The following is a 22,511-nucleotide window of genomic DNA, read 5'->3' on the forward strand; positions in this document are numbered from 1 at the left end:
TTCTGACCTCGCTGACTCAAATGCCGATGCAGCCTTAGAACATGTCGCAAACGGCGTTGTGAATTTTTCCAAGCGGCGTATAGTTTTTAGCCGGACAATGAACTCACTGTCCGGAAAGCTATGTTTTCAATCACTTGACAAAGAGAGATTCGAACAGAACGGCGCTTGTTGTCAAAAAAACGCAAGAGAAAAGGCAGCATGGAATCCACGATCGTTATGATCAATCTGTTTGGCGCGGTAGCTCTGCTGCTGTTCGGCCTTGCACAGGTGAAGGACGGTGTTTCTCGAGCGTTTGGAGCGCGGTTGCGCACCGGCCTTGCCACCGGCACGCGCAGCGGCCTCCGCTCGTTCGTGTCGGGCTTCTTCGCGACGATCGCGCTGCAGAGTTCGACGGCGACGGCGCTGATGGTCGCCTCTTTCGTCGAGCGCGAATTGGTGAAGCCGCGCATGGCGCAAATCGTTCTGCTCGGTGCCAACGTCGGAACCGCCGTAACCGCCTGGATCGTCGCCACCGGCATCGAGTGGCTGTCGCCGCTGGTGATCCTTGCCGGCACAGTCCTGCATCGCAGCGGCTCGTCGTCGCGCCAGAGCGGTGGCACAGCGCTGATCGGCATCGGCCTGATGCTGTTGTCGCTGCATCTGTTGAGCAGCGCCACCGAACCGATGCGGCAGTCGCCGGCGCTCGGCGCCTTCATCTCCCTGCTCGACAATGCCTGGCCAGTCGCATTGGCCTTTTCCGCCGCCATCGCCTTCATTTCCTCATCGAGCCTTGCCGCCGTCGTCCTCATTCTCTCGCTGGCTTCGACGGGCATCCTGTCCGCAGGATTGATCATCGTGCTGGTGCTAGGCGCCAATCTCGGCGGCGCCATTCCGCCCGTGATCGCCTCACTAGCCGGGCCCGCGGCGGCCAAGCGGGTCACGCTCGGCAATCTGATCGTGCGTGCCATCGGCTGCCTGATTGCATTGCCGCTTGCCGGCTACGGCGCGGATCTGCTCGGAACATTGCCGCTGACGCAGGCGAAACTACCGGTCGATGCGCATCTCGCCTTCAACCTTATGCTGGCAGCGCTGGCCTGGCCGTTCTCTCGCTCACTCTCGCGGCTCATGCTGAGACTGGTGCCGGAAGAGGCTCAGCCGGACGGTGGGCCACGGTATCTCGACCAACACGAGCTGGCGACGCCGGTCGTTGCGCTTGCCAGTGCGACGAGGGAGGTCCTCGGCGTCGGCGATCTGATCGAACGCATGCTGATACGCGCGTCGGATGCCTTCGAGGCCACCAATCTGGAGAATCTCAAGGAAATCCCGTCGCTGGAAAGGCGGGTCGACAGCCTGCAACAGGAGGTAAAGGTCTACCTTTCAAAGCTCGGCCGTGCCGGTCTGAGCGAAGAAGACGGTCGCCGCTCGATCGTGATTATCGACTACGCGATCAATCTCGAACACATCGGTGACATCATCGAAAAGGGTCTCATGCCGCAGGTGACGAAGAAGCTCTCGCTCGGGCTGAAGTTCTCCGAAGAAGGCTATGAGGAACTGAGGAAGCTGTTCCACCTGACGATCGACAATCTGCGGATCGCCCAGACGATCTTCGTCACTGGCGACTTCAATCTCGCTCGGCAATTGATGGAGGTGAAGGTCGAGGTTAGGCGAATGGAGAAACAATCCTCGGAGCGGCATCTGGAACGCTTGCGCGATGGCCGCGCCGACAGCCTTCAAACAAGCTCGCTCCATCTCGATATGCTGCGCGACCTGAAGCGGATCAACGCCCACATCGTCTCCGTCGCACACCCAATCCTGGACGAGAGCGGCCTCCTGATTGAAAGCAGGCTCAAAGGTGCCGCTGAATAGCGCTCAATCGGCAGATGGCAACCGCCGCATCGTGAATTCGATCTGATCGCCTTCGAGCTGTCGCCAGCTCTCGACTTCCGTCCAATACGCGGCCTTGGGGTATTCGTCGAACCATTCGCGCGCCTTGGCGCGGGCATCGAGCAGATTGAGACAATATGTCTGTCGTACGAAACGATCGTTCTTCCGGGGTGTGCCTTCCGCCCGGTGGGTAGCAATCCGTCGCTTGAGACCATCGAACGACGGAGGTCCAGGAATTTTCGTCATGAGCCTACCTCTGTAGGAAAAAGGTAATATCGAAAATCGCTTTTTGCGAGTCGAATCTGAGGAAGCCTCAGGCCGGTCCACTGCGCTGGTAGGACCCTGCCCTACCTGCTATCAGAGCAGCAAAGACGAAGGCACGAGTCGATCGTCGACCCGCTCGGAGAGAAACAGAATGGAAAGACCCGAACTTCCGATTGGCCTGCCTAACGATATCGAAGAAAAGAAGTCGACTGCCCGGGCATGGTTCGAAAGTCTCCGCGACACCATCTGCGAGTCTTTTGAAACGCTAGAAGACGAGGTCTCCGGCCCGCTTTCGGATAGAGCGCCGGGCCGCTTCGTGGCCAAGGACTGGTCCCGCGAAAACGGTGCAGGTGGCGGCGGCCGCATGTCGATGATGAACGGTCGCGTCTTCGAGAAGGTTGGCGTGCACACCTCCACCGTATATGGCGAATTCGCGCCGGACCTCCGCGCCCAGATGCCGGGCGCCAAGGAGGATCCACGCTTCTGGGCCTCGGGCATTTCGCTGATCGCCCATCCGGTCAACCCCAACGTGCCTGCCGTTCACATGAACACGCGCATGGTGGTGACCTCCAGCCGCTGGTTCGGCGGTGGCGCCGATCTGACGCCGGTGCTCGATCGCCGCCGCACCCAGGAGGACGAGGACAGCGAGCTGTTCCACAAAGCGATGGAGATCGCCTGCCGCAGCCACTCCGGCGTCGCCGATTATGCGGCCTACAAGACGTGGTGCGACGAGTATTTCTTCCTGAAGCACCGGAACGAGCCACGCGGCATCGGCGGCATCTTCTACGACTGGCTGCATTCAAGCGAGGAAGCAGGCGGCTGGGACGCCGATTTTGCCTTCACCCGCGACGTCGGACGGGCCTTCGCAATGGTTTATCCACGGATTGTTCGTTCGAACTTCAATAAACAGTGGACAGACGTGGATCGTGACGAACAATTGATTCGCCGTGGGCGCTATGTTGAGTTCAATCTCCTCTACGATCGAGGTACAATCTTTGGCCTCAAGACAGGAGGAAACGTAGAGTCCATTCTCTCATCCCTGCCCCCTCTCGTCCGCTGGCCGTGACCGCGTAAATAAAGACGACCGCGGGGCTTAAATTCGGAGACTGGACCACTAAGTCTAAAGGTGTACGCGTAACAATCGGAGGAGGATTGTCATGACGATACAAACTAGCTCTGCGGCATCCGCGACTGCCCATGAGCCGCCCCCACCCGCCGATACGCCGGAGTTTCTATACCGGATTGCCGAAGGGTTCAGGGCAAAGAGTGGATCAGACCTCCCACTTTCATGCTTTATCCAGCAAGTGAAGCTTCAACTGGCCAGTGGCAAGACGCCGGAAGAACTCGATCGTCTGGCCACGCGCCAGGACAACAAAGCAGCGACCGATTGCTACAGATCCTGGGCAATGCCCGAATAAGGATAAAATGACCACCCGGCCGGTCCTTCGCGCCGGCCGGCTCCGGAACCTTCCTACCGTTTCGAACATTCACGCATTGCAGCACCGCGCAATGGCATGAAATCCGACAGAAGGAGGAAATAATGAGACTCTTTGAATGTGGCACGCTCGTCCCCGGATGCGACTGGCATACCCGGGCGAATGATGATGCCGAAATCGTCCGTCGTGTCGTTGAGCACATGCGTAGCGCCCACGGCGAGACTGTCATCCGTGAAAACATGGTCGACAACATCAAGGCTCGGATCCGCAACGAAGCGACCGCGGCCTGAACTATCTGGTCAGATCTTTCAGCCGGGCGAGTAACGCCGCCCGGTCAGGCGAGAAATTTTGCTCGACCCAGAAGTCCTCCAGTGACAAAAGCATCTCGCCCACCCTCTTCCCGGCCGCCACGCCTGCATCCATGACGTCGCCGCCATTGATCGGAAACTGAGGTTTCTTCCAGTTTTCGGCGTGGTTCAGCAGATTGCCGAGCCTTGCCGAGCGAGCCATCTCCTGCATGTCGCCTTCTGCTTTGCCGCGCGCGGTAGCTAGCGCCAGCTTCAAGCGCGTCTTGATCCCATCCGCGCCGTAGCGATAAAGCAGCCGTGCGAAGGCGGACGACGATAATTCGTCGTTGACAACAGGCCCCTTGGACCAAGCCTTGAGGTAGGCGACCTCGGCATTGGCGAGCTTCAGGCGGCTTGCCATCTTCTCCAGCCGCTCGGTATCGGGAGGAACGATGGCGGCGAGGCGCAAAAGCGGGTCGGGCCGCCAATCAAGTGCCCGCTCCGTGTCGATCAACGCCGGAATGGTATCGATGCCCCATTTCTCCGTTTCCGGGAGGATCTCAGTGAGCACGCCCACCTGCCGCATCCAAAGGAGCGCCCGCCCAGGGTCCTCGGCGCTCAGCAATTTGCGGAGTTCCGACCATACCCTTTCGGCGGAAAGCGTCTTCAGTTTGGAGCGAGCGGATGCGCACGCCCTCAAGCCGTCGGCGTCTGGACGGCCAGTGCCGTAGTAAGCAAAAAAACGGAAAAAACGCAGGATACGCAGATAGTCCTCGGCAACACGCGTCGGCGCATCACCGATGAAGCGGATGTTGCGCTTCTCGATATCTGCAAGGCCACCGACCAGATCGATGACATCGCCCTTGGCATCGACATAGAGCGCATTGATCGTCAGGTCACGGCGCTCCGCGTCCGTTTGCCAATCCGAACTGAAGGCCACCTTGGCGCGCCGCCCATCGGTTTCCAAGTCGGCCCTCAGCGTCGTGACCTCAAAGGGCTTTCCGTCGATAACGAGCGTTACAGTACCGTGTGCAACACCGGTCGGAACGGCCTTGATTCCCGCAGCAGCCGCGCGCTCGATGACCTGTTCCGGCGTCAGCGTTGTTGCCACGTCAATATCGCTCACGGCGAGACCCATGAGGCTGTTGCGGACGGCACCGCCTACGACACGCCCCTCGCCTCCATCGGCGTTGAGCAGCGAAAAGACGCGCGTCAGAGTCGGGTCCTTGAACCATGCCTCGTTGCCAAGGTTGGTCATGCATAGAGCCTTTCATAGAGGGTGCGAACGATGCCGGCGGTAATGCCCCAGATCATCCGGCTTTCATAGGGCATACGGTAGAAATGCCGCTCTAGTCCGTCGAGCACGCGCTGGTCACGGCTATGGTTGGCCGGGTTCATCAGAAAAGACAGCGGCACTTCGAAGACGTCATCGACCTCGGCCGGGTTGAGTTTCAATTCGAAGCCACGCTGGACCACAGCAAGCACCGGCGTAATACGGAAACCGGTCGATGCAAGGTAGTTCGGAAGCCGCGCTACAGTCTCGACAAAGGAACCGTCGATACCGATCTCCTCATGGGTCTCCCTGATTGCAGCCTTTTCGGCGGAGCCGTCGACAGCGTCGATCTTCCCACCCGGAAACGCGATCTGCCCCGAATGCTTGCGCAGCGTCGCCGTGCGTTGGGTGAAAATCACCTGCGCATCGTCACCATCGTCGATGACCGGCACCAGCACCGCGGCATCGCGAAGTTTGAAGCTTTCCACCTGCGAAACAATGTCGGGGTTGAGAATATGATCGCCGTGATCGCGCCAGGAAAGATCCACGGGGCCGCCGGTCTGGTGAAGCGCGCGCCGGCGAAACTCAGCCGCCGAATAGAGCGAACGGTTTTCGGTCAGAACATTGGTCATCGGGAGAGTACATCCAGTTCATCCGCCGGCATAACGGGAAACGTGACTCCGCCGGAGCGAAGGCAGAACATCGTCGTGCCGTCAACGTCGAGACGTTCGCCACGTTCGACGAGTTCGTACATGATGGGGCGGGAGATCAGTGCCTCCAATTGCCCGCGCACATGAAGATAGGGTTTCAACTCGCTGTTTTCGCCGTGGATTGCAAAGCGGAGCGGATGCTCCGGCCCAGCTTCGACAACATCGCCGACATTCGTCCGGAAGGTCAGTAGCGGCGCCCCATCCCGTTCACCGGCATTCATTTCAACGGCCACGAACGGCGCATCCACAACGCGAATACCCACCCTTTCCACAGGCGTCACAAGATAAGTCTTCCCGTCCTCGTCCTTGCGCAAGACCGTTGAAAACAACCTGACGAGCGGCGCCCTGCCGATCGGCGTTCCCATGTAGAACCATGTGCCATCCGCTCGGATTTCCATGTCGATATCGCCGCAGAACGGCGGATTCCACCTGTCGACTGGCGGAAGACCCCGGGCTTTGCCACCAGCATCGCCGGCGGCGCGCGCAATCAGCGCGGCAAGACCGGCCGCGTCCGTTGTCGCCTTGATCTCTTCGGCTGCCATTCTTCTGTCCCGGTTTGTCTTTAACTCCAGAAGGTCACGAGATAGTCATTCGGAACGAACTTGTCAGCCCGCAACATCTCCATAACTCTATCTGGTATGACGCTTGCGTGTAAGCCTGACGATTCGCGACGAATGATATCAGCCGCTGGAGATGCCTTATGGGTATGATGAAGACCGACGCCCCCCTCGATGAAAAGGCGATCATCGCCGCGGCCGAGAAGGCCCTCGCAGATATTGCCGCTGTTCGGGGCGAAGTCTCCAAGGTCATCTTCGGCCAGGAAAGCGTCGTTGAGAACACTCTTCTCGCGGTTCTCTCGGGCGGTCACGCCCTGTTGGTCGGCGTGCCGGGTCTCGCCAAGACGAAACTCGTCACAACGCTCGGCGAAGTGCTCGGCCTTGCCTCCAACCGCATCCAGTTTACACCAGACCTCATGCCCTCTGATATTCTGGGTTCTGAGGTCATGGACCAGGATGACAGCGGCCGCCGCTCCTTCCGTTTCGTCAAAGGTCCGGTGTTTGCCCAGCTGTTGATGGCCGACGAAATCAACCGCGCGTCGCCGCGCACGCAATCGGCCTTGCTGCAATCCATGCAGGAATACCATATCACCGTCGCCGGCCACCGCTACGACTTGCCCGTGCCCTTCCACGTCCTTGCCACCCAGAACCCGCTGGAACAGGAAGGTACCTATCCTCTGCCGGAGGCACAGCTCGACCGCTTCCTTCTTCAGGTCGATGTCCACTACCCCGAACTAGCGGCCGAGCGGCAGATCCTGCTTGAGACGACGGGCATCAGCGAAACCAAGCCGCAAGCGATCCTGAATGCAGAGCGCCTTGTCGAAATCCAGACACTGATCCGTCAGATGCCCGTCAGCGAAACCGTTGTCGACGCCATCCTCGCGCTCGTCCGCTCCGCCCGTCCAGGCCAGGGCAACGCCTCGACGGACAAAAACGTCGCCTGGGGTCCCGGCCCGCGCGCTGGCCAGGCGATGATGCTTTGCGCCCGCGCTCGCGCCCTATATGAGGGCCGTCTCGCACCATCCGTTGACGACGTCCATGCGCTCGCCGAGCCGATCCTGCAGCACCGCATGGCACTGACATTCGCAGCGCGGGCGGAAGGCATGTCGGTCCGCGATGTCGTTGGCGGGCTGGTCAAGCAGGCCAAGGGATAAGGAAGCGTCTGCGTGGCACCCATCGGACAGATCGTCAATCCGACTTCGGGCACCGATGCCCTTGCTCGCGCAAGGCAGCGGGCGAGCCTGGTGCCGGATTGCCTGGTGGAGGCCAAGCGGATCGCGAATAGCGTGATCGCCGGCTGGCACGGCCGCCGCAAACGTGGCATTGGCGAGAACTTCTGGCAGTTCCGCCCCTATAGCGAAGGCGAGAGCCTGTCCCGCATCGATTGGCGCCGCTCGGCACGCGACGACCACACTTACATCCGCGACCGCGAGTGGGAGGCAGCCCACACGGTGTGGCTCTGGGCCGACATGTCTCCCTCGATGATGTACAAGTCGACCTTTGGAAACGCCTCCAAGGAAGGTCGGGCTCTCGTCATCATGCTTGCGCTTGCCGAGATCCTCGCACGCTCCGGCGAACGCATCGGGTGTCCCGGCGTCATGGAACCGATTGCCGCACGCAACGCTGCCGAACGGCTCGCAACAGCATTGATGCATGCGCCGCTGAGTGGAGGACTGCCCGACACGGCCATGATCCGCGGCTGGAGCGAACTCGTGCTGATTGGTGACTTTCTTGACGATGCAGCCGCAGTCATGGCGCGCATCAGCCCCTTGGCGCGGCGCGGTCTGCGCGGCCACGTCATCGAGATCGCCGACCCGGCCGAAGAACTTTTCCCTTATGATGGCCGCACCGAATTCACTGATCCCGAGACAGGCTCGAAGCTGACCTCGGGCCGCGCCGAGCATGTTCGCGAGGCCTATACCCACGCCTATCTCGGCCGTCGGTACGATCTCGGCCAGGCGCTGCGCCACATGGGCTGGACCTTTGTCAGCCATCGGACCGATCATCTTGCCTCTGAAGCGCTGGTGGCCGTTCATATGTATCTGTCAGGCATGCCGGCAAAGGCGACGCATGGAGGGCAACCATGAGCTCTCTCCCCTTCGCATTCGCCTACCCGGCAATCCTCGGCGCGCTTCTTGCCTTGCCGATCATCTGGTGGCTGCTCAGATTGACGCCACCCCGCCCGAAGACGGAGGTCTTCCCGCCTCTGAGAATCCTCGCGACAGTCCTGAAGCGGGAGGAAACCCCGGCCCAGAGCCCCTGGTGGTTGACCTTGTTGCGCATGCTGTTGGCCACAGCCGTCATTCTGGCGATCGCTGACCCGGTCTTCAATCCGCGAGCGAATTCAATCGCTTCCGGAGGTCCGCTCGTGCTCTTTGTTGACAATGGCTGGGCCACATCCCCGGATTGGGATCGCCGCGTAAAGACAGCGGAGGCGCTGATAGATGACGCTGAAGCGGCCGGAACGCCGGTTGCCATCGCCTTCACGGCAGATCCGACAAACGATGCGGTCCCGGGAACGGCCGCGACGGCCCGCGACAAGCTGCGGGCCGCTGAACCGAAGCCACTTGTGCCGGATCGGCAGCGCGCCTTCGAAGCTCTCCGTGCTGCACTAAACGGCGTTCATCCCGGTACCCTCGCCTTCCTGACGGATGGAGCGGCTGCGGGCGATAACGACGCGACCGTCCGCCAGCTCTCCGACCTCTCGCCGGCTCAACTGCGTTTGGTCTCAGGTGACGCGACCGAGACGATGGCAATTACGTCGGCCAGCAATGCCGCCGACACCATGACGGTCACTGCAACCCGCCTCAATAGTGCCGCTGCCGCTTCGTATCCCATAACGGCGCAAGACACTCAGGGGCGTGCGATCGCCGCCGGCGCGATCGATTTCCAACCGGGTCAGAGCGTCGCGACCGGATCGATCACGGCGCCGTTCGAAATGCGCAACGATTTCGCGCGCGTCAGCATGGATAACCACGCCACTGCTGGCGCCGTGCATCTGCTCGACGACGGCTTCAAGCGTCGCCGCGTCGTCCTGCTGTCCGGTGAAGTCGGTGATACGTTCCAGCCGCTGCTTTCGCCGCTTTATTACATTCAGCGCGCCCTGCAGCCCTACGCCGACCTGATCGAGCCGAACACACCCGATCTCGCGACGTCGATACCGGACCTGCTGTCGCAGAATCCGTCGGTGATCATCATGGCGGATATCGGTCGCCTTCCCCAGCAGACCTATGAGCCTCTGCAGCGCTGGATCGCCAATGGCGGCACGTTGGTCCGCTTTGCCGGACCGCGCCTTGCCGCCGCTCCCGCCGACGACCCCTTGGTTCCGGTCATATTACGACAGGGTGAACGCGCGCTTGGTGGTGCGCTGTCCTGGGCCGAGCCGCAGCCGCTGGCGGAGTTCCCCACCTTCGGCCCGTTCGCCGGAATGCCAAAGCCCACGGATGTCACGGTCAAACGCCAGGTTCTTGCTGAACCGACGCCAGATCTTGCCGAGCGCACCTGGGCGAGCCTCGCTGACGGTACGCCGCTGGTAACGACGAAGCCGATCAATGCCGGCCGCATTGTCCTCTTCCACGTCAGTGCCGAGGCGACGTGGTCCGACCTGCCGATCTCGGGTAACTTCGTCGAAATGCTACGCCGCCTCGTCCAACTGTCACGCTCGGGTGGCGTCACCGCCGAAGCCGGTGCTTCCACGGCAGAAGCCTTGCCGCCTTTCCGCCTCTTGACCGCCAAAGGCGCGTTGACGACGGAGACCGGGACGGCGCGTCCGTTGATCCCCAGCGCCAAGGTCACCCCAGTTGCCAGCTTTGACAATCCTCCGGGCCTCTACGGCTCCGAGGAAGGATTTACCGCGCTGAACGTGTTGCCGAAGGATGCCGAGTTGAAGCCTATCGATACGTCGGGCATTACCGTTGTGCGCGAAGGGTTGATTGGAGGGGAGACATGGTCTGCAAAGCCTGCCCTGTTCCTGATTGCCTTCCTGCTCCTGTTGGCTGACAGCCTGATCGTGCTGTTCATGAGCGGTGCCTTTTCGCGCCTTCGCCCAACGGCGCGCGCGGCAGCGCTTGTTGCCGTGGCGATCAGCGCCGCCTTCCTCCTCCAACCTGGGCAATCGCGAGCCGACGACGCAAAGCCGGGCGACGATCAGATTTTTCAGCGTCTCGACAATACGCACCTCGCCTATGTGGTTACCGGTGAGCAGGAGGTTGACCGGATCTCAGAGCGCGGACTTGTCGGCCTGACGGACTTCCTGACCTATCGCACCACGCTCGAACCGTCGCCACCGGTCGGTCTGGATCTCACGAAGGACGAGCTTTCCTTCTATCCGATCATCTATTGGCCTATTTCGGCAACCGCCCCCATGCCCTCGTCGGCAGCGATCAACAGGATCGACGCCTATATGCGCGCTGGCGGGACGGTACTCTTCGACACCCGCGACCAGTTCAGCGCGCTCGACAACAACGGCGGTTCGGTCAGCGCCAACGGCGAGCGACTGCAGCAGATCCTTGCCAACCTCGATATCCCGCCGCTCGAGCCGGTACCCTCGGACCACGTGCTGACGAAGTCCTTCTACCTCCTGTCGAGCTTTCCCGGCCGTTATACCGGGAGCCCGCTCTGGATCGAGGCACGCCAGGAAAACCGCGCGACCAATGCCAAGTCGACGGCGACGGCCGATGGCGTTTCGCCGATCCTCATCACGGGCAACGACTTTGCTGGCGCCTGGGCCGTCGATGACAACGGGGTGCCCATGCTGCCGACAGTTCCGCCTGATGAGACACAGCGGGAATATGCCTACCGCAGCGGCGTCAATATCATGATGTATATGCTGACCGGCAACTACAAGACCGATCAGGTCCACGTTCCCGCTCTCTTGGAACGGTTGGGCCAGTGACATGACGATTGATTTTTCGCCCTTCGTTCCTTGGCCGCTCCTGGCGGGTCTGGCGATCATTGTCCTGGTGACCGCAGCATTTGCCATTTGGCGCCGTGTGCGCGGCGCCTGGGTTCGCTCGATTGCCGCCGTTGCTTTGCTGGCCGCCCTCGCCAATCCGCTGTTGCTGCAGGAGGATCGCGAACAACTATCGACTGTCGTGCCGGTCATCGTCGATCGCAGCCAGAGCCAGCAGACACCCGAACGCATCAAGATGACCGACGATGCTCTGGCGCAGTTGAAGGAGCGCCTCGCCCGCTTCCCCAATGTCGAACCACGCTACATCGACGCAAGCGAACCAGAGGACTCCGACGCGCCGTCGACGCGGCTGTTCAACGCGCTGTCTGCGGCGGTCGCGGATGTACCGCCCGCCCGCATCGGCGGTGCGATCATGCTGACGGATGGCGAAGTCCACGATGTCCCCGGCGTCAACCAGGCGCTCGCCTTCGACGCGCCGATCCACGGCTTGATCACCGGCAAGGCCAACGAATTCGATCGCCGCATCGAAGTCGTCAAGGCACCGCGCTTCGGCATCGTCAACGAGGAGCAGCAATTGCTGCTGCGCGTCTTCGACGACGGCCCGAGCCCCGGGGGAACCGCTGACGTCACGGTGAAGCTTAACGGCAATGAGATCGCCACGCTCCAGGCAACACCGGGACGCGACACGCCTTTTTCTTTCAAGGTCGAGCGCGGCGGCAGCAACGTCCTCGAATTTTCGGTTGCCGGCCTTCCCGGTGAGGTTACCGAGGCGAACAACCGCGCCGTCCATGTGATTGACGGCATTCGCGAGAACCTGCGCGTTCTGTTGGTCTCCGGCGAGCCGCACGCAGGTGAGCGGGCGTGGCGCAACCTCCTGAAGTCGGATGCGTCTGTGGATTTGGTGCATTTCACCATCCTGCGCCCGCCTGAAAAGCAGGACGGTACGCCGATCAACGAACTATCGCTGATTGCTTTCCCGACCCGCGAGCTGTTCGTCGACAAGATCAAGGACTTCGACCTGATCATCTTCGACCGCTACCAGCATCGTGGCGTCCTGCCGATCCTCTACTACGACTACATCGCCCAGTATGTGGAAAACGGTGGTGCCTTGCTGATTGCCGCCGGACCCGAACATGCCGGCCAAGATTCGATTGCGCTGACGCCGTTGTCGTCCGTATTGCCGGCCGCGCCGACCGGCCAGATGATCGAGAAGGCCTTCTATCCCAGGCTCTCGGAGGAAGGCCGCAAACACCCGGTCACCCGCGGTCTCGATGGATCCGCAGACGAGCCGCCGCATTGGGGCCGCTGGTTCCGCAGCGTCGATGTCGAACAGCCGCAGGGCCAGACCGTAATGGTCGGCGCGGACAACCATCCGCTGCTCGTTCTCAATCGCGCCGGACAGGGACGCGTCGCGATGCTGCTCTCCGATCAGGGCTGGCTCTGGGCGCGCGGCTTTGAAGGCGGTGGCCCGCACGTGTCGCTCTATCGTCGCGTCGCGCATTGGCTCATGAAGGAACCAGCCCTTGAGGAAGAGGCGCTGACTGCACGGGCAGCCGGCCGCACGCTGGAGATTACGCGGCAGACGATCGGGGGCAACCCTGGCGATGCGACGGTCCGCTACCCCTCCGGCAAGACGGAAACACTGCCGCTGACGCAAGCTGAGCCAGGTCTCTTCAAGGCGGAAAAGAAGATGGACGAGATCGGCCTCTTCGAAATCAGGAACGGCGAAATGACGACGCTCGTTCATGTCGGCGCGGTCGATGCTCCGGAATTCAAGGCGATGATCTCGACGACCGATGCATTGAAGCCCATTGCCGACAAGTCGAAAGGCCTCGTCACCCGTGTTTCCAACAATGACGGCGCGATCAGCATCCCGCCGATCTTGCCGGTTCGTGGCCAGATCCGCGTTGCCGACAACGATCGTATGCAGATCCACCTCACGAATGAAACGGTGCTGAAGGGCATCAACACCCTGCCGCTGTTTGCCGGTTTTGCCGGCGTCGGCATCCTGCTCCTTGCCTTCGGCGCCATGTGGTGGCGCGAAGGGCGTTAGCGGCATGGCCGAATTTGAGCTAACGGGCTCGCCCGCAGCCGATGATCTCACGACGATCGGCGACGCACTCTCGGCCTTCAACGTCCATGACGTCGGCCCTGCCGAGCGCCGGCCGCTTGCGGTTCTCATCCGCGATACCGACGGCAACGTCTCCGGTGGGCTTTCCGGCTATACTGCCTGGGGCTGGCTTTTCACGCAGTTGCTGTACATTCCCGACGACGAACGCGGTAAGGGCATGGCCGGCAAGATCCTTGCCCTGGCCGAAGAGGAGGCAATCGCACGCGGCTGCCACGGTGCCTGGATCGATACCTTCAATCCACAAGCGCTACGGGCATACCAACGTCAAGGCTACCAGATATTCGGCGAATTGTCTGAGTTTCCAAAAGGCCGAACGCGCACATTTCTGCGCAAGGTGCTGGCCGAAGTTAGCTGAGCGCAGCCAGCCGCGTCTCCGTATCGATTGCCGTCGTGGCTATTGCTGCCACGACCAACAGGCCCGCGAACAGGCCGATGGCCAAGCCCAATCCGCCTGAAACGACGTATGCCATCAGGGAAGGCGCAAGCAAGCCACCGAGGCGCGCCATCGCCCCTGCCGATCCCATGCCCGTCGCTCGCGATGCGGTGGGGTAGAGTTCCGGCGTATAGGCGTAGAGTGCTCCCCAGGTTCCGAGCAGCGCGAAGCTCATAACCAGCAGCGACGCGCCGACAAGCATATCGCTTGGAGAAACGACAAAGAGCAGGCACCCGAGCGCCGACAGCAGGCAGAACCCGATCAATGTCGGCTTGCGGCCCCAGGCCTCGACCCCATAGGCGGCAAGTGCATAACCTGGCACCTGCGCAAGTGCAACGAACACCAGGAAGCCGTATCCGCGCACAAAGCCGAACCCATCGCCCGCCAGCTTCGCCGGCATCCACGTGAAGACGCCGTAGTAGGAAACGGAAACCAGGAACCAGATCGCCAGGATCAACAGGCTACGGCGCCGCAACTCGTCGGAGAATATGCCTTCCGCTGCATATGGCGTTGCGACGATTTCGTCGTCCGACGGCAGGGGCGCTTTCTGATTCACAGCCAGCATCCTGTTGACGATCACCTTCGCCTCGGCTGTCCGTCCGGTCCGTAACAGGTAAAGCGGTGATTCAGGAACGAAGAAGCGCAGCGTAAGACCCACCAGGGCCGGCACAGCCGTGACCGCGAAAATATAGCGCCAGGGGTCGGTCACTCCGGCAACGCTCGCAGCCCAGGCGGCCAGCGCGACAATCAGCGTTCCGATCGCCCAGAAACCTTCGAGCGCAACCAACCAGCGGCCACGGCTCTTGGCAGGTAGGAATTCGGCCATCATCGCGTAGTCCACCGGCAGCGTGCCGCCAACCGCCATGCCGGTGAGGAATCGCAATGCAAGCAGAGCGACAAAACTGGGAGCGAAGATAGAAAGAATGCCGAAAAGCGCATCGAAGGCGACCGTCACGATCAGCACTTGGCGGCGTCCGACCCTGTCGGCAAGCCGCCCGAAGGCGACGGCTCCGATAAGCATGCCGAGAAAGAATAGTGTACCAGTCTGCAGGGCTTGCGGAACGGACAAGCCGAAAGTGGCAGCGATAGAAGCTGCGGTGAAGCCGACAGCAAGCACCTGCATGGCATCCGCCGCCCACACAAGACCGAAGATACCGATCAGGCGTCGCTGGAACGCCCCGGTGCCGGCGCGATCCAGCGCCTCGTCCATGGAAATGCCGCTCATGCTCTAGCCCTTCAAGCCACTGAAAGATCACGCAAAGCGCGCTTCAGGCATAAGGCTCAATACCGCACGCGACCTATTTTCGCCAGCCAATAGTTCCCTTGAGCCTGCTTTGCGCATCCTCGGCGAGTGGTACGACCAATACGCGCGCCGGATCGACGGGACCGGGAAATGCCAGTGCGTTATGAGCAACTCTCTCGAAACCGAGCGGGCAGTAGTAGGGAGGATCGCCGATGAGGATGACTGCCTCCGATCCCTTGCGGCGCGCGGCATCAATGGCGATCCGAACCAGTTCCCGGCCGATACCGCGACCCTTGTGGGACGGTCGCACGGCCAGTGGCCCCAGCAGGTGCGCATTGACCGAACCCGCCAGGACGGGCGTCATGCGCACTGATGCAATCGTTTCGCCGTCGTCGGCGCATATGAAGGAGAGCGAGAGGTCGTGCGGCCCCTGCTCGCGAATCCGCGCGGCGGCCCGGGTATGCCGCCCGGGACCGAATGCTTCTTCGTTGATGTGTTCGATGGCAGCGTCGTGCGACGCATCCTCAGTGAGGTAGACCAGATCGTGCTTGTGCATGATGAGACGGAAACCGGGTAGACAGAATTGATGGATCTCGAGCACGCCCTTCGGCGTTCGGGAGCATCAGCGTCGTCGCAGGTTTCTCGGTGCAAACATCAAATCGGGTTCCTGAAGTATAAAATGGCCGATAGCAGGAAAAATTTCGGCCGTCCAATGGAAATTTAGCGCAAGGCAACGCTGCGTGACGCACTGTTCAATCTTTACCGCCCTGCAAATGCGCCGGACCTGCGATATGTGTGGGCCAAGGAAAAATTGAAGGATCACAACATGGGCATGCTGGTTGATGGCGTCTGGCATGACGTCTGGTACGATACGAAAGAAACCAAAGGGCACTTCAAGCGCGCCGCTTCCCAGTTTCGCAACTGGATTACCGCCGACGGCGCAGCCGGACCGTCCGGTATCGGTGGCTTCAAAGCCGAGGCTGACCGTTACCATCTCTATGTTTCGGTGGCCTGCCCTTGGGCGCATCGCACGCTCATCTTCCGCAAGCTCAAGAAGCTCGAGAATCTTATCAGCGTTTCGGTCGTCGATCCGCTAATGTTGTCGAACGGCTGGGAGTTCAAGGTCGGCGACGGCGCAACGGGCGATCATCTCTTCGGTTCCAAGACGCTGTGGGAAGTCTATGTGAAGGCCGACCCACATTATTCCGGCCGCGTGACCGTGCCTGTCTTGTGGGACAAGAAGACCAACACGATCGTCAACAACGAGTCGTCCGAAATCATCCGGATGTTCAACAGCGCCTTTGATCATTTGACCGGCTCGACTGCTGATTTTTATCCGCAAGGCCTGCGCGCCGATATCGATGAGCTTAATTCCGTCGTCTATGACACCGTCAACAACGGTGTCTATAAGGCCGGCTTTGCCACGACCCAGGAAGCCTACGGGGAGAATGTGGTCAAGCTTTTCGAAACACTCGATATGCTTGAAGACCGTCTGGGCAAGGGTCGTTATCTCTTCGGCGATCGGCTGACCGAGGCCGACTGGCGGCTGTTCACGACGCTGGTTCGTTTTGATGCCGTGTATGTCGGTCACTTCAAGTGCAACATCCGCCGTATCGAAGACTATCCTAATTTGTCGGCTTACCTGCGCGATCTCTACCAGACGCCGGGCGTCAAGGAGACGGTCAATTTCAGTCACATCAAGGACCACTATTACCGCAGCCACAAGACGATCAATCCGACCGGCATCGTGCCTGTCGGCCCAGCGCTAGATCTCGATCGCCCGCATGGCCGGGCGCGATTGGCTGCAGCCTAGCGCTGGTCTACCACACGTGGGCGAGCTCCTGCTCGCCCGCGAGTTCCGCCAGCCGGCGGCGTGTTGCCTCCGTGGTATCTGCTGGCAGGTCATCGATGGCGAAAAAGCCGCACTCGACGATTTCGCGATCCGGTGGACGGGGTGCGGTTTGCTCCACCTGCGTCTTATAGAAGAGGACATGGTCGCGTCGGCTCGCCGCCTTGTTAAAATAGACGTGAAACAGCTGCGGCCGTCCGAGAATACGCAAATTCCCCTCCTCGCGGAGTTCTTTGATCAACGCTTCCTCGGCAGTTTCATGGCGCTCGAGCCCTCCGCCCGGCATATGCCAGCCGGGTATGTAGCTGTGCCGCACGAGGAAGATGCGCCCCGTCTCATCGAAGCAGGCAGCCCGCACGCCCATCGTCATTCCACGCGCGACCGCAAAATACGCATGCACAATGCGCATCAGTGCGCGCGACTGCCAAGGGCGGATGGTTCCGATCACGCTTTTTCCAATTCCATTAATCCGTTCAAGCAGATGTGTTTGAATTGCAAACTTACTGGGCTATGTGTCGTGGCATGTTCAAGCTCGCACATATCTCCGATATCCATCTCGGCCCCCTCCCTCGCCTTTCGGTCCGCGAGCTCTTCTCCAAACGCATTACCGGCTTTGTGAACTGGCATCGCAACAGGCGCAAGCACCTTTTCGGCAGCACGCTGGATGTATTGCTCGATGACATCCGCACGAAGCAGGCCGATCATCTGGCGGTTACCGGCGATCTCGTGAATCTCGCGAGCGGGCTGGAAATCCGAGCCGCCGCCGCATGGCTGCAGGAACTCGGCGATCCCGCAGACAATTCCGTCGTGCCCGGAAACCACGATGCCTACGTCCCTGGCGCCTACGAAAAATCGGTGCGCGCATGGTATGACAATGTGCGCGGCGACCTCGCCCCGCCCGAATGGCAGGAAGACCGCCACGTCTTTCCTTACCTCCGCGTTCGCGGCAAGGTCGCCATTGTCGGCTGCTCGACAGCCGTGGCAACGCCCCCTTTTGCGGCCAGCGGCTTCTTCGGTGAGCGACAGGCGCGTGACACCGTGAACATGCTGCGCGCGGCCGGCGAGGCCGGCCTGTTTCGAGTAGTGATGATCCACCACCCGCCCATCCGCGGCGCGACCTCCTTCCACAAGCGAATGATCGGCATCCGCCGCTTTGGCGCCGTGATCTCCACCGGCGGCGCCGAATTGGTGCTCCACGGCCATACCCATTTGAATACGCTCCACTGGCTGCGTGGCCAAACAGGTCCCGTTCCCGTGGTCGGCATCGCCTCCGCATCGCAGGGGCCGGGAGGATTAAAACCCCGAGCCGCCTATAATCTGTTCTCGATCGACGGCTCTCCGGGCGCATGGGAACTCACAGGAGAGCGCTTCAGCATCAACTCCATGGGCGACAGCGTTTGCAGCGAAAGTGTCGATATTTTCACACGTTAGCGCCGCTTTCGGAATCATCGCCTCGGCAAATTGATTCAGAAACTGAAAGATGACGATATCTTGAATTTCAGAAGGCATCCGAGGACTTGGCAAGTGGCGATTGCCACGTAAACTTGTTGTCTCTGCAGCACCAATTCACGGAGTCATTGCATGCCCATGGCATCCCCCAGGCTTCGCAGCCTGGCCCTAGCCGCTTCGTTCATCATCGCCGCCTCTTCATCCGCCTTTGGCATCGGTGATGAGAGCGACGAAACCAAGCCGCCGCCAAAGACCGAAACGACGACAAAATGTGCTGATGGCAAGGTCTGGGATGGGAAGCGCAAGGAATGCGTGGTCCCGAAGAAGAATTCGTTCAACGACGATGATCTCTACAAGGCAGCCCGCGAATTCGCCTATGCCGGTCAGTACGACAACGCCCTGACCGTGCTTCGGCTTGCCAATAACCAGAACGATCCGCGCATCCTGAATTATCTCGGCTATGCCAACCGCAAGGCGGGCAGAATGGAACTGGGGGTGTCGTACTACCGCAAGGCGTTGCAGGCGGACGAGAATTATATTCTGGCACGGTCATACATGGGACAAGCTTTGGTGGAACAGGGTGACGTGCAGGGAGCGCGCGTTCAGCTCGTCGAGATCCGGGATCGGGGCGGCGAGCAAACCTGGGCTTATCGTTCGCTGCTGCAGGCACTGAACGGTTACCGCACGTACTGAGGTTGAGCCGAGCCGGGCCTGACGAAGAAAAGCTTTGAGAACCCGTGGGATACGCTGCCGGATGCTTGCGAAGCATCAGCTACTTGTTTCATAAAGGACACAGAAGCGATATAAAATCGATCTCCTGCTGGGTGCTCTCCCCGAGCACTCATGCATTACCTGGAAAGACCATGCGTCAACCCGTGACGACCATCGATCTCAGACGCGACCTAGTGGGCCTTCTGCCTCGGCTACGGCGTTTCGCGATGACCCTTGCCGGTGACGCAGCCAGCGCGGACGAACTCGCGCAGGTGGCGTGCGAGCGCGCCATTGCAAAGGGCAATCAATGGAATGGCGAAGGCCGTCTGGAAAGTTGGGTGTACGCCCTCGCCCGCCAGCATTGGAGCGACGACCATCGCCGACGCAAGCCGCATCCCGCTTCCCGGAGCAATGTCACTGATATCCGGGAAGCGAACCGCGATCGCACTTCCCTCGTCGACCCCGATGTCATCCACCGCATGATCGCCGACATGCCCGAAGGCACATCCAGCGCCTTTTTGCTGGTTGTTGTCGAAGGTCATAGCTATCAGCAGGCAGCCGACATTATGGGTGTCACCATCAACATCGTTGTATCCCAGCTGGCGGCGGCGAGACTGCATTTCGCTAGCGTCGCTGACAATTATACTTACAGGTACTGAATTGCTCGATTTCAAAAAACTGCCGCTCGATGCACAGCTAGCCGCCCTGCTGGATGGCGAGACGACGGCCGAACAGAAGCACGAACTCGAGCAGCGCCTGGCCACCGACGAAGGCGCCAAGCGGCTCTACGACAAGCTGCGGCACGGCGCCGACTTCGGAAAGCACCGCCTCGACGACGTTCTCAAGGAACCGGTTCCTCTCGCCCTCGTTCGGTCGATCAAGAGTGCACAGCCGCCAAAGGCTCCAGTCGCACCGCGCATTTCACGGCCCTCGTTCAAGCTTACGCCGACGGGGCCACAGGCTCTGGCGGCAGCCGTCATCCTCTTCATCGCCGGCTGTGGCATCGGCTTTTTCGCCGCCGGCAGCACTGGCGCAATGAAGTCGGGCGCCTCAACAACGATCGAAGCCGCCCCGGATTCCGGCGAATGGTTGATCGACGTTATCGCCAACCAGCGGCTTGTCGCGCGCCAGCCGCGCCATATTGTCGAGGTTCCCTCGACGCAGGCGGAAGAAATTTCCACCTGGCTGACGTCGACAGTGGGCGTTGCGTTCCGAGTCCCCGACCTTTCAGACCAGGGCTGGACCTTCCAGGGTGCACGCGTCTTTATCGGCGACGGCCGACCGGTCGGTCAGCTCGTCTACACGAGTTCGGATGGCGACCTCGCCTCGATCTGTTTCCGCAAGGACAACTTGCCCTCGGAGGCCGACGACTTCAGGGAAACAATCAAGGATGAGATCGGCGTGGTCTCCTGGCATAATGCCGGCACATCCTATGTGCTCGTCGGCCCGTCGTCGGAAGCGTCGCTCGACCAACTCGCCATGCAGGTTGCAACATCCATCTGATCCCCGGACGAACTGCAACGGAGCGGCCGACCTCAGGACGTCGCCCAATTTTCCCACACTATTTACGAGAATGTGCAGCGGAACACTCCGCTGCACAGATCGCGTCAGGCCTTGCCGGCCTTTACGTCGAGCACGCGGTTCGCTGCAGACACAATTGCTTCGAGAGAAGCGCCTACGATGTTGGTGCTGATGCCGGCGCCGAAGAGCTTGCCATCAGGATAGGACGTCTCGACGTAGGAGATCGCGGCAGCGTTCGAGCCATGCTGCAGCGAATGCTCCGAATAGTCCTCGACCGACATGTCGATGCCGAGATAGTGCGAGAGCGCGTTTATGAAGCCATCGACCGGGCCGTTGCCCCTGCCCTCGATACGCTTCGTCTCACCGTTATCGGTGATCTCGGCGGCAACGATGCGCTGCCCCTTGTGCTCGGGATCCGCATAGGTGTGGTGGTCAACGAACTTGATGCGGCCTTCCGGCTGCGTCACATAGCGCTCGATGAAACGGTCGTAGATCCGTTTCGACGGCAACTCCTTGCCCTCTTCGTCGGTGATCCTCTGAATGTCCTCGCGGAACTCGACCTGCAGGTTGCGCGGCAGGTTCAGCCCGTAATCCTGCTGCAGGATGTAAGCGATACCGCCCTTGCCCGACTGCGAGTTGATACGGATGATCGCCTCGTAGGAGCGGCCGACATCCTGCGGGTCGATCGGCAGGTAAGGCACTTCCCAAACCGGGTGGTTGGCGACCTTGATCGCCTTCATACCCTTGTTGATCGCGTCCTGGTGCGAACCGGAGAACGCCGTATAGACCAGTTCGCCGACATAGGGGTGGCGCTCGCCGATCGGCATCTGGTTCGAATATTCGAAGACTTCCTTCATGCGCACGATGTTTGAGCAGTCGATCTCGGGATCGACACCCTGCGTGAACATGTTTAGCGCCATGGTGACAACGTCGACGTTGCCGGTGCGCTCGCCGTTGCCGAACAGCGTGCCTTCGACGCGGTCAGCGCCCGCCAGCAGCGCCAGTTCGGCGGCGGCGATGCCGGTGCCGCGGTCATTGTGCGGATGCAGCGAAATGATCAGGTTCTCGCGATTGTCGAGATTGCGGCACATCCACTCGATCTGGTCGGCATAGACGTTCGGCGTTGCCATCTCGACTGTCGACGGCAGGTTGATGATCAGCTTGTTGTCGGGCGTCGGCTTCATCACCTCGATCACCGCGTTGCAGATCTCCAGCGCTACATCGAGTTCGGTGCCGGTGAAGCTTTCCGGCGAATATTCGAAGCGGTAGCCGCCGCCGGCCTTTGCCGCCATGTCTGAAATCATCTTCGCAGCATCCACGGCGATCTGCTTGATGCCCTGGACATCCTTGGCAAACACGACACGACGCTGCAATTCGCTGGTCGAATTGTAGAAGTGAACGATCGGGCGGTTCGCGCCTTCCAGCGCCTCGAAGGTGCGGGTGATCAGCTCCGGGCGGCACTGCACCAGCACCTGCAGCGAAACATCGTCAGACACATTGCCCTGCTCGACGCACCAGCGCGCGAAATCGAAGTCGGTCTGCGATGCGGACGGGAAGCCGATCTCGATTTCCTTGAAGCCCATGTCGAGCAGCAGCTGGAACATGCGGGCCTTGCGGTCGTGGCCCATCGGGTCGACCAGCGCCTGGTTGCCGTCGCGCAGATCTACTGAGCACCAGACCGGGGCCTTGGTCAGCGTCTTGGACGGCCAGGTGCGGTCAGGGATGTTCACCTGCGGATAGGCGCGATACTTGATCGCCGCCTCGGGCATGCCTTTGGTTTGGGAGCGGGTGTTCGTGTCCATGTGTTCTCTTCCTCTTCCCGTCATCTGGCCAGCCGCGTCATAGCGTATCGGGCCTGGCTTGGCGATGACG

The 22,511-nt window shown here is 60.8% G+C and carries 22 protein-coding genes; 14 read left to right on the top strand and 8 right to left on the bottom strand.

Annotated elements, in window-relative coordinates; translation table 11 throughout:
- Positions 1-198: 198 nt before the first annotated feature.
- A complete protein-coding gene (locus FHT97_RS08155) occupies positions 199-1,845 on the top strand; it encodes a Na/Pi cotransporter family protein (protein WP_016554717.1) in 1,647 nt (548 codons plus the stop codon).
- 3 nt (positions 1,846-1,848) lie between these two features.
- Here FHT97_RS08155 and FHT97_RS08160 read toward each other — a convergent pair whose 3' ends face one another.
- On the bottom strand, positions 1,849-2,109 hold the full coding sequence (locus FHT97_RS08160) for a hypothetical protein (RefSeq protein WP_007789934.1): 261 nt from the start codon (positions 2,107-2,109) through the stop codon (positions 1,849-1,851).
- 169 nt (positions 2,110-2,278) lie between these two features.
- On the opposite strand from FHT97_RS08160, the gene hemF reads away from it, so the two are divergent.
- From hemF to FHT97_RS08175, 3 genes are all read left to right on the top strand, one after another.
- The gene (hemF, locus tag FHT97_RS08165; protein ID WP_183861211.1) at positions 2,279-3,193 is read left to right on the top strand and encodes an oxygen-dependent coproporphyrinogen oxidase; all 915 of its coding nucleotides are present in this window, start codon (positions 2,279-2,281) and stop codon (positions 3,191-3,193) included.
- Positions 3,194-3,284: 91 nt separating this feature from the next.
- Complete coding sequence (locus FHT97_RS08170; RefSeq protein ID WP_016554719.1) at positions 3,285-3,545, top strand: hypothetical protein; 261 nt, start codon at positions 3,285-3,287, stop codon at positions 3,543-3,545.
- Between the two features lie 122 nt (positions 3,546-3,667).
- Positions 3,668-3,853, top strand: coding sequence for a DUF1059 domain-containing protein (locus tag FHT97_RS08175; RefSeq protein ID WP_016554720.1), 186 nt, complete (start codon positions 3,668-3,670; stop codon positions 3,851-3,853).
- Between the two features lies 1 nt (position 3,854).
- On the opposite strand, the gene FHT97_RS08180 is transcribed toward FHT97_RS08175, so the two are convergent.
- The 3 genes from FHT97_RS08180 to FHT97_RS08190 are packed head-to-tail and all read right to left on the bottom strand — an operon-like array spanning position 3,855 to position 6,375.
- Positions 3,855-5,108 (bottom strand): CCA tRNA nucleotidyltransferase, encoded by a 1,254-nt coding sequence (locus FHT97_RS08180; protein WP_183861213.1) that lies wholly within the window; start codon positions 5,106-5,108, stop codon positions 3,855-3,857.
- A complete protein-coding gene (locus FHT97_RS08185) occupies positions 5,105-5,755 on the bottom strand; it encodes a CoA pyrophosphatase (protein WP_183861215.1) in 651 nt (216 codons plus the stop codon). Before FHT97_RS08185 ends, FHT97_RS08180 begins: the two co-directional genes overlap by 4 nt.
- Positions 5,752-6,375, bottom strand: a complete 624-nt coding sequence (locus FHT97_RS08190) for a DUF1285 domain-containing protein (RefSeq protein WP_183754161.1) — start codon at positions 6,373-6,375, stop codon at positions 5,752-5,754. Before FHT97_RS08190 ends, FHT97_RS08185 begins: the two co-directional genes overlap by 4 nt.
- A gap of 158 nt (positions 6,376-6,533) precedes the next feature.
- Between FHT97_RS08190 and FHT97_RS08195 the strand changes: the two genes are divergently transcribed.
- Genes FHT97_RS08195 through FHT97_RS08215 form a run of 5 tightly spaced genes read left to right on the top strand, consistent with a single transcriptional unit; the run spans position 6,534 to position 13,788 of the window.
- Positions 6,534-7,544 (top strand): MoxR family ATPase, encoded by a 1,011-nt coding sequence (locus FHT97_RS08195; protein ID WP_183754159.1) that lies wholly within the window; start codon positions 6,534-6,536, stop codon positions 7,542-7,544.
- Between the two features lie 12 nt (positions 7,545-7,556).
- Positions 7,557-8,477 carry a DUF58 domain-containing protein gene (locus tag FHT97_RS08200; RefSeq protein ID WP_183754157.1) on the top strand — a complete coding sequence of 307 codons (921 nt, stop codon included), beginning with the start codon at positions 7,557-7,559 and terminating at the stop codon, positions 8,475-8,477.
- On the top strand, positions 8,474-11,284 hold the full coding sequence (locus tag FHT97_RS08205) for a DUF4159 domain-containing protein (protein WP_183861217.1): 2,811 nt from the start codon (positions 8,474-8,476) through the stop codon (positions 11,282-11,284). The genes FHT97_RS08200 and FHT97_RS08205 overlap by 4 nt, the downstream gene beginning before the upstream one ends.
- 1 nt (position 11,285) lies before the next feature.
- Entirely contained in the window at positions 11,286-13,355 is a 2,070-nt protein-coding gene (locus tag FHT97_RS08210) for a hypothetical protein (protein ID WP_183861219.1), read from the top strand.
- Between the two features lie 4 nt (positions 13,356-13,359).
- Entirely contained in the window at positions 13,360-13,788 is a 429-nt protein-coding gene (locus tag FHT97_RS08215; protein ID WP_183861221.1) for a GNAT family N-acetyltransferase, read from the top strand.
- On the opposite strand, the gene FHT97_RS08220 is transcribed toward FHT97_RS08215, so the two are convergent.
- Entirely contained in the window at positions 13,781-15,091 is a 1,311-nt protein-coding gene (locus FHT97_RS08220) for an MFS transporter (protein ID WP_183861222.1), read from the bottom strand. The two genes, FHT97_RS08215 and FHT97_RS08220, sit on opposite strands and share 8 nt — an antisense overlap.
- A gap of 73 nt (positions 15,092-15,164) precedes the next feature.
- Positions 15,165-15,665, bottom strand: coding sequence for an N-acetyltransferase (locus tag FHT97_RS08225; RefSeq protein WP_183754150.1), 501 nt, complete (start codon positions 15,663-15,665; stop codon positions 15,165-15,167).
- Positions 15,666-15,935: 270 nt separating this feature from the next.
- Between FHT97_RS08225 and FHT97_RS08230 the strand changes: the two genes are divergently transcribed.
- Positions 15,936-16,922, top strand: a complete 987-nt coding sequence (locus FHT97_RS08230) for a glutathione S-transferase family protein (protein WP_183861224.1) — start codon at positions 15,936-15,938, stop codon at positions 16,920-16,922.
- A gap of 7 nt (positions 16,923-16,929) precedes the next feature.
- Here the strand turns inward: FHT97_RS08230 and FHT97_RS08235 are convergent, their stop codons facing one another.
- The gene (locus FHT97_RS08235) at positions 16,930-17,367 is read right to left on the bottom strand and encodes an NUDIX domain-containing protein (RefSeq protein ID WP_183754769.1); all 438 of its coding nucleotides are present in this window, start codon (positions 17,365-17,367) and stop codon (positions 16,930-16,932) included.
- An 83-nt stretch (positions 17,368-17,450) separates the two neighbouring features.
- Here FHT97_RS08235 and FHT97_RS08240 point away from each other — a divergent pair, with 83 nt between their 5' ends.
- The 4 genes from FHT97_RS08240 to FHT97_RS08255 all read left to right on the top strand — a co-directional run bounded on the left by FHT97_RS08240 (position 17,451) and on the right by FHT97_RS08255 (position 20,621).
- On the top strand, positions 17,451-18,389 hold the full coding sequence (locus FHT97_RS08240) for a metallophosphoesterase (protein WP_183861424.1): 939 nt from the start codon (positions 17,451-17,453) through the stop codon (positions 18,387-18,389).
- A gap of 150 nt (positions 18,390-18,539) precedes the next feature.
- Positions 18,540-19,100 (top strand): hypothetical protein, encoded by a 561-nt coding sequence (locus FHT97_RS08245; protein ID WP_183861226.1) that lies wholly within the window; start codon positions 18,540-18,542, stop codon positions 19,098-19,100.
- 170 nt (positions 19,101-19,270) lie between these two features.
- Positions 19,271-19,777 carry an RNA polymerase sigma factor gene (locus FHT97_RS08250; RefSeq protein WP_183754146.1) on the top strand — a complete coding sequence of 169 codons (507 nt, stop codon included), beginning with the start codon at positions 19,271-19,273 and terminating at the stop codon, positions 19,775-19,777.
- Position 19,778: 1 nt separating this feature from the next.
- Positions 19,779-20,621, top strand: a complete 843-nt coding sequence (locus tag FHT97_RS08255; RefSeq protein WP_183754144.1) for an anti-sigma factor — start codon at positions 19,779-19,781, stop codon at positions 20,619-20,621.
- Positions 20,622-20,725: 104 nt separating this feature from the next.
- On the opposite strand, the gene leuA is transcribed toward FHT97_RS08255, so the two are convergent.
- The gene (gene leuA / locus FHT97_RS08260) at positions 20,726-22,441 is read right to left on the bottom strand and encodes a 2-isopropylmalate synthase (RefSeq protein WP_183861228.1); all 1,716 of its coding nucleotides are present in this window, start codon (positions 22,439-22,441) and stop codon (positions 20,726-20,728) included.
- Positions 22,442-22,511 lie beyond the last annotated feature (70 nt).

The organism is Rhizobium sp. BK399, from assembly GCF_014194695.1.
Lineage (GTDB): Bacteria > Pseudomonadota > Alphaproteobacteria > Rhizobiales > Rhizobiaceae > Rhizobium.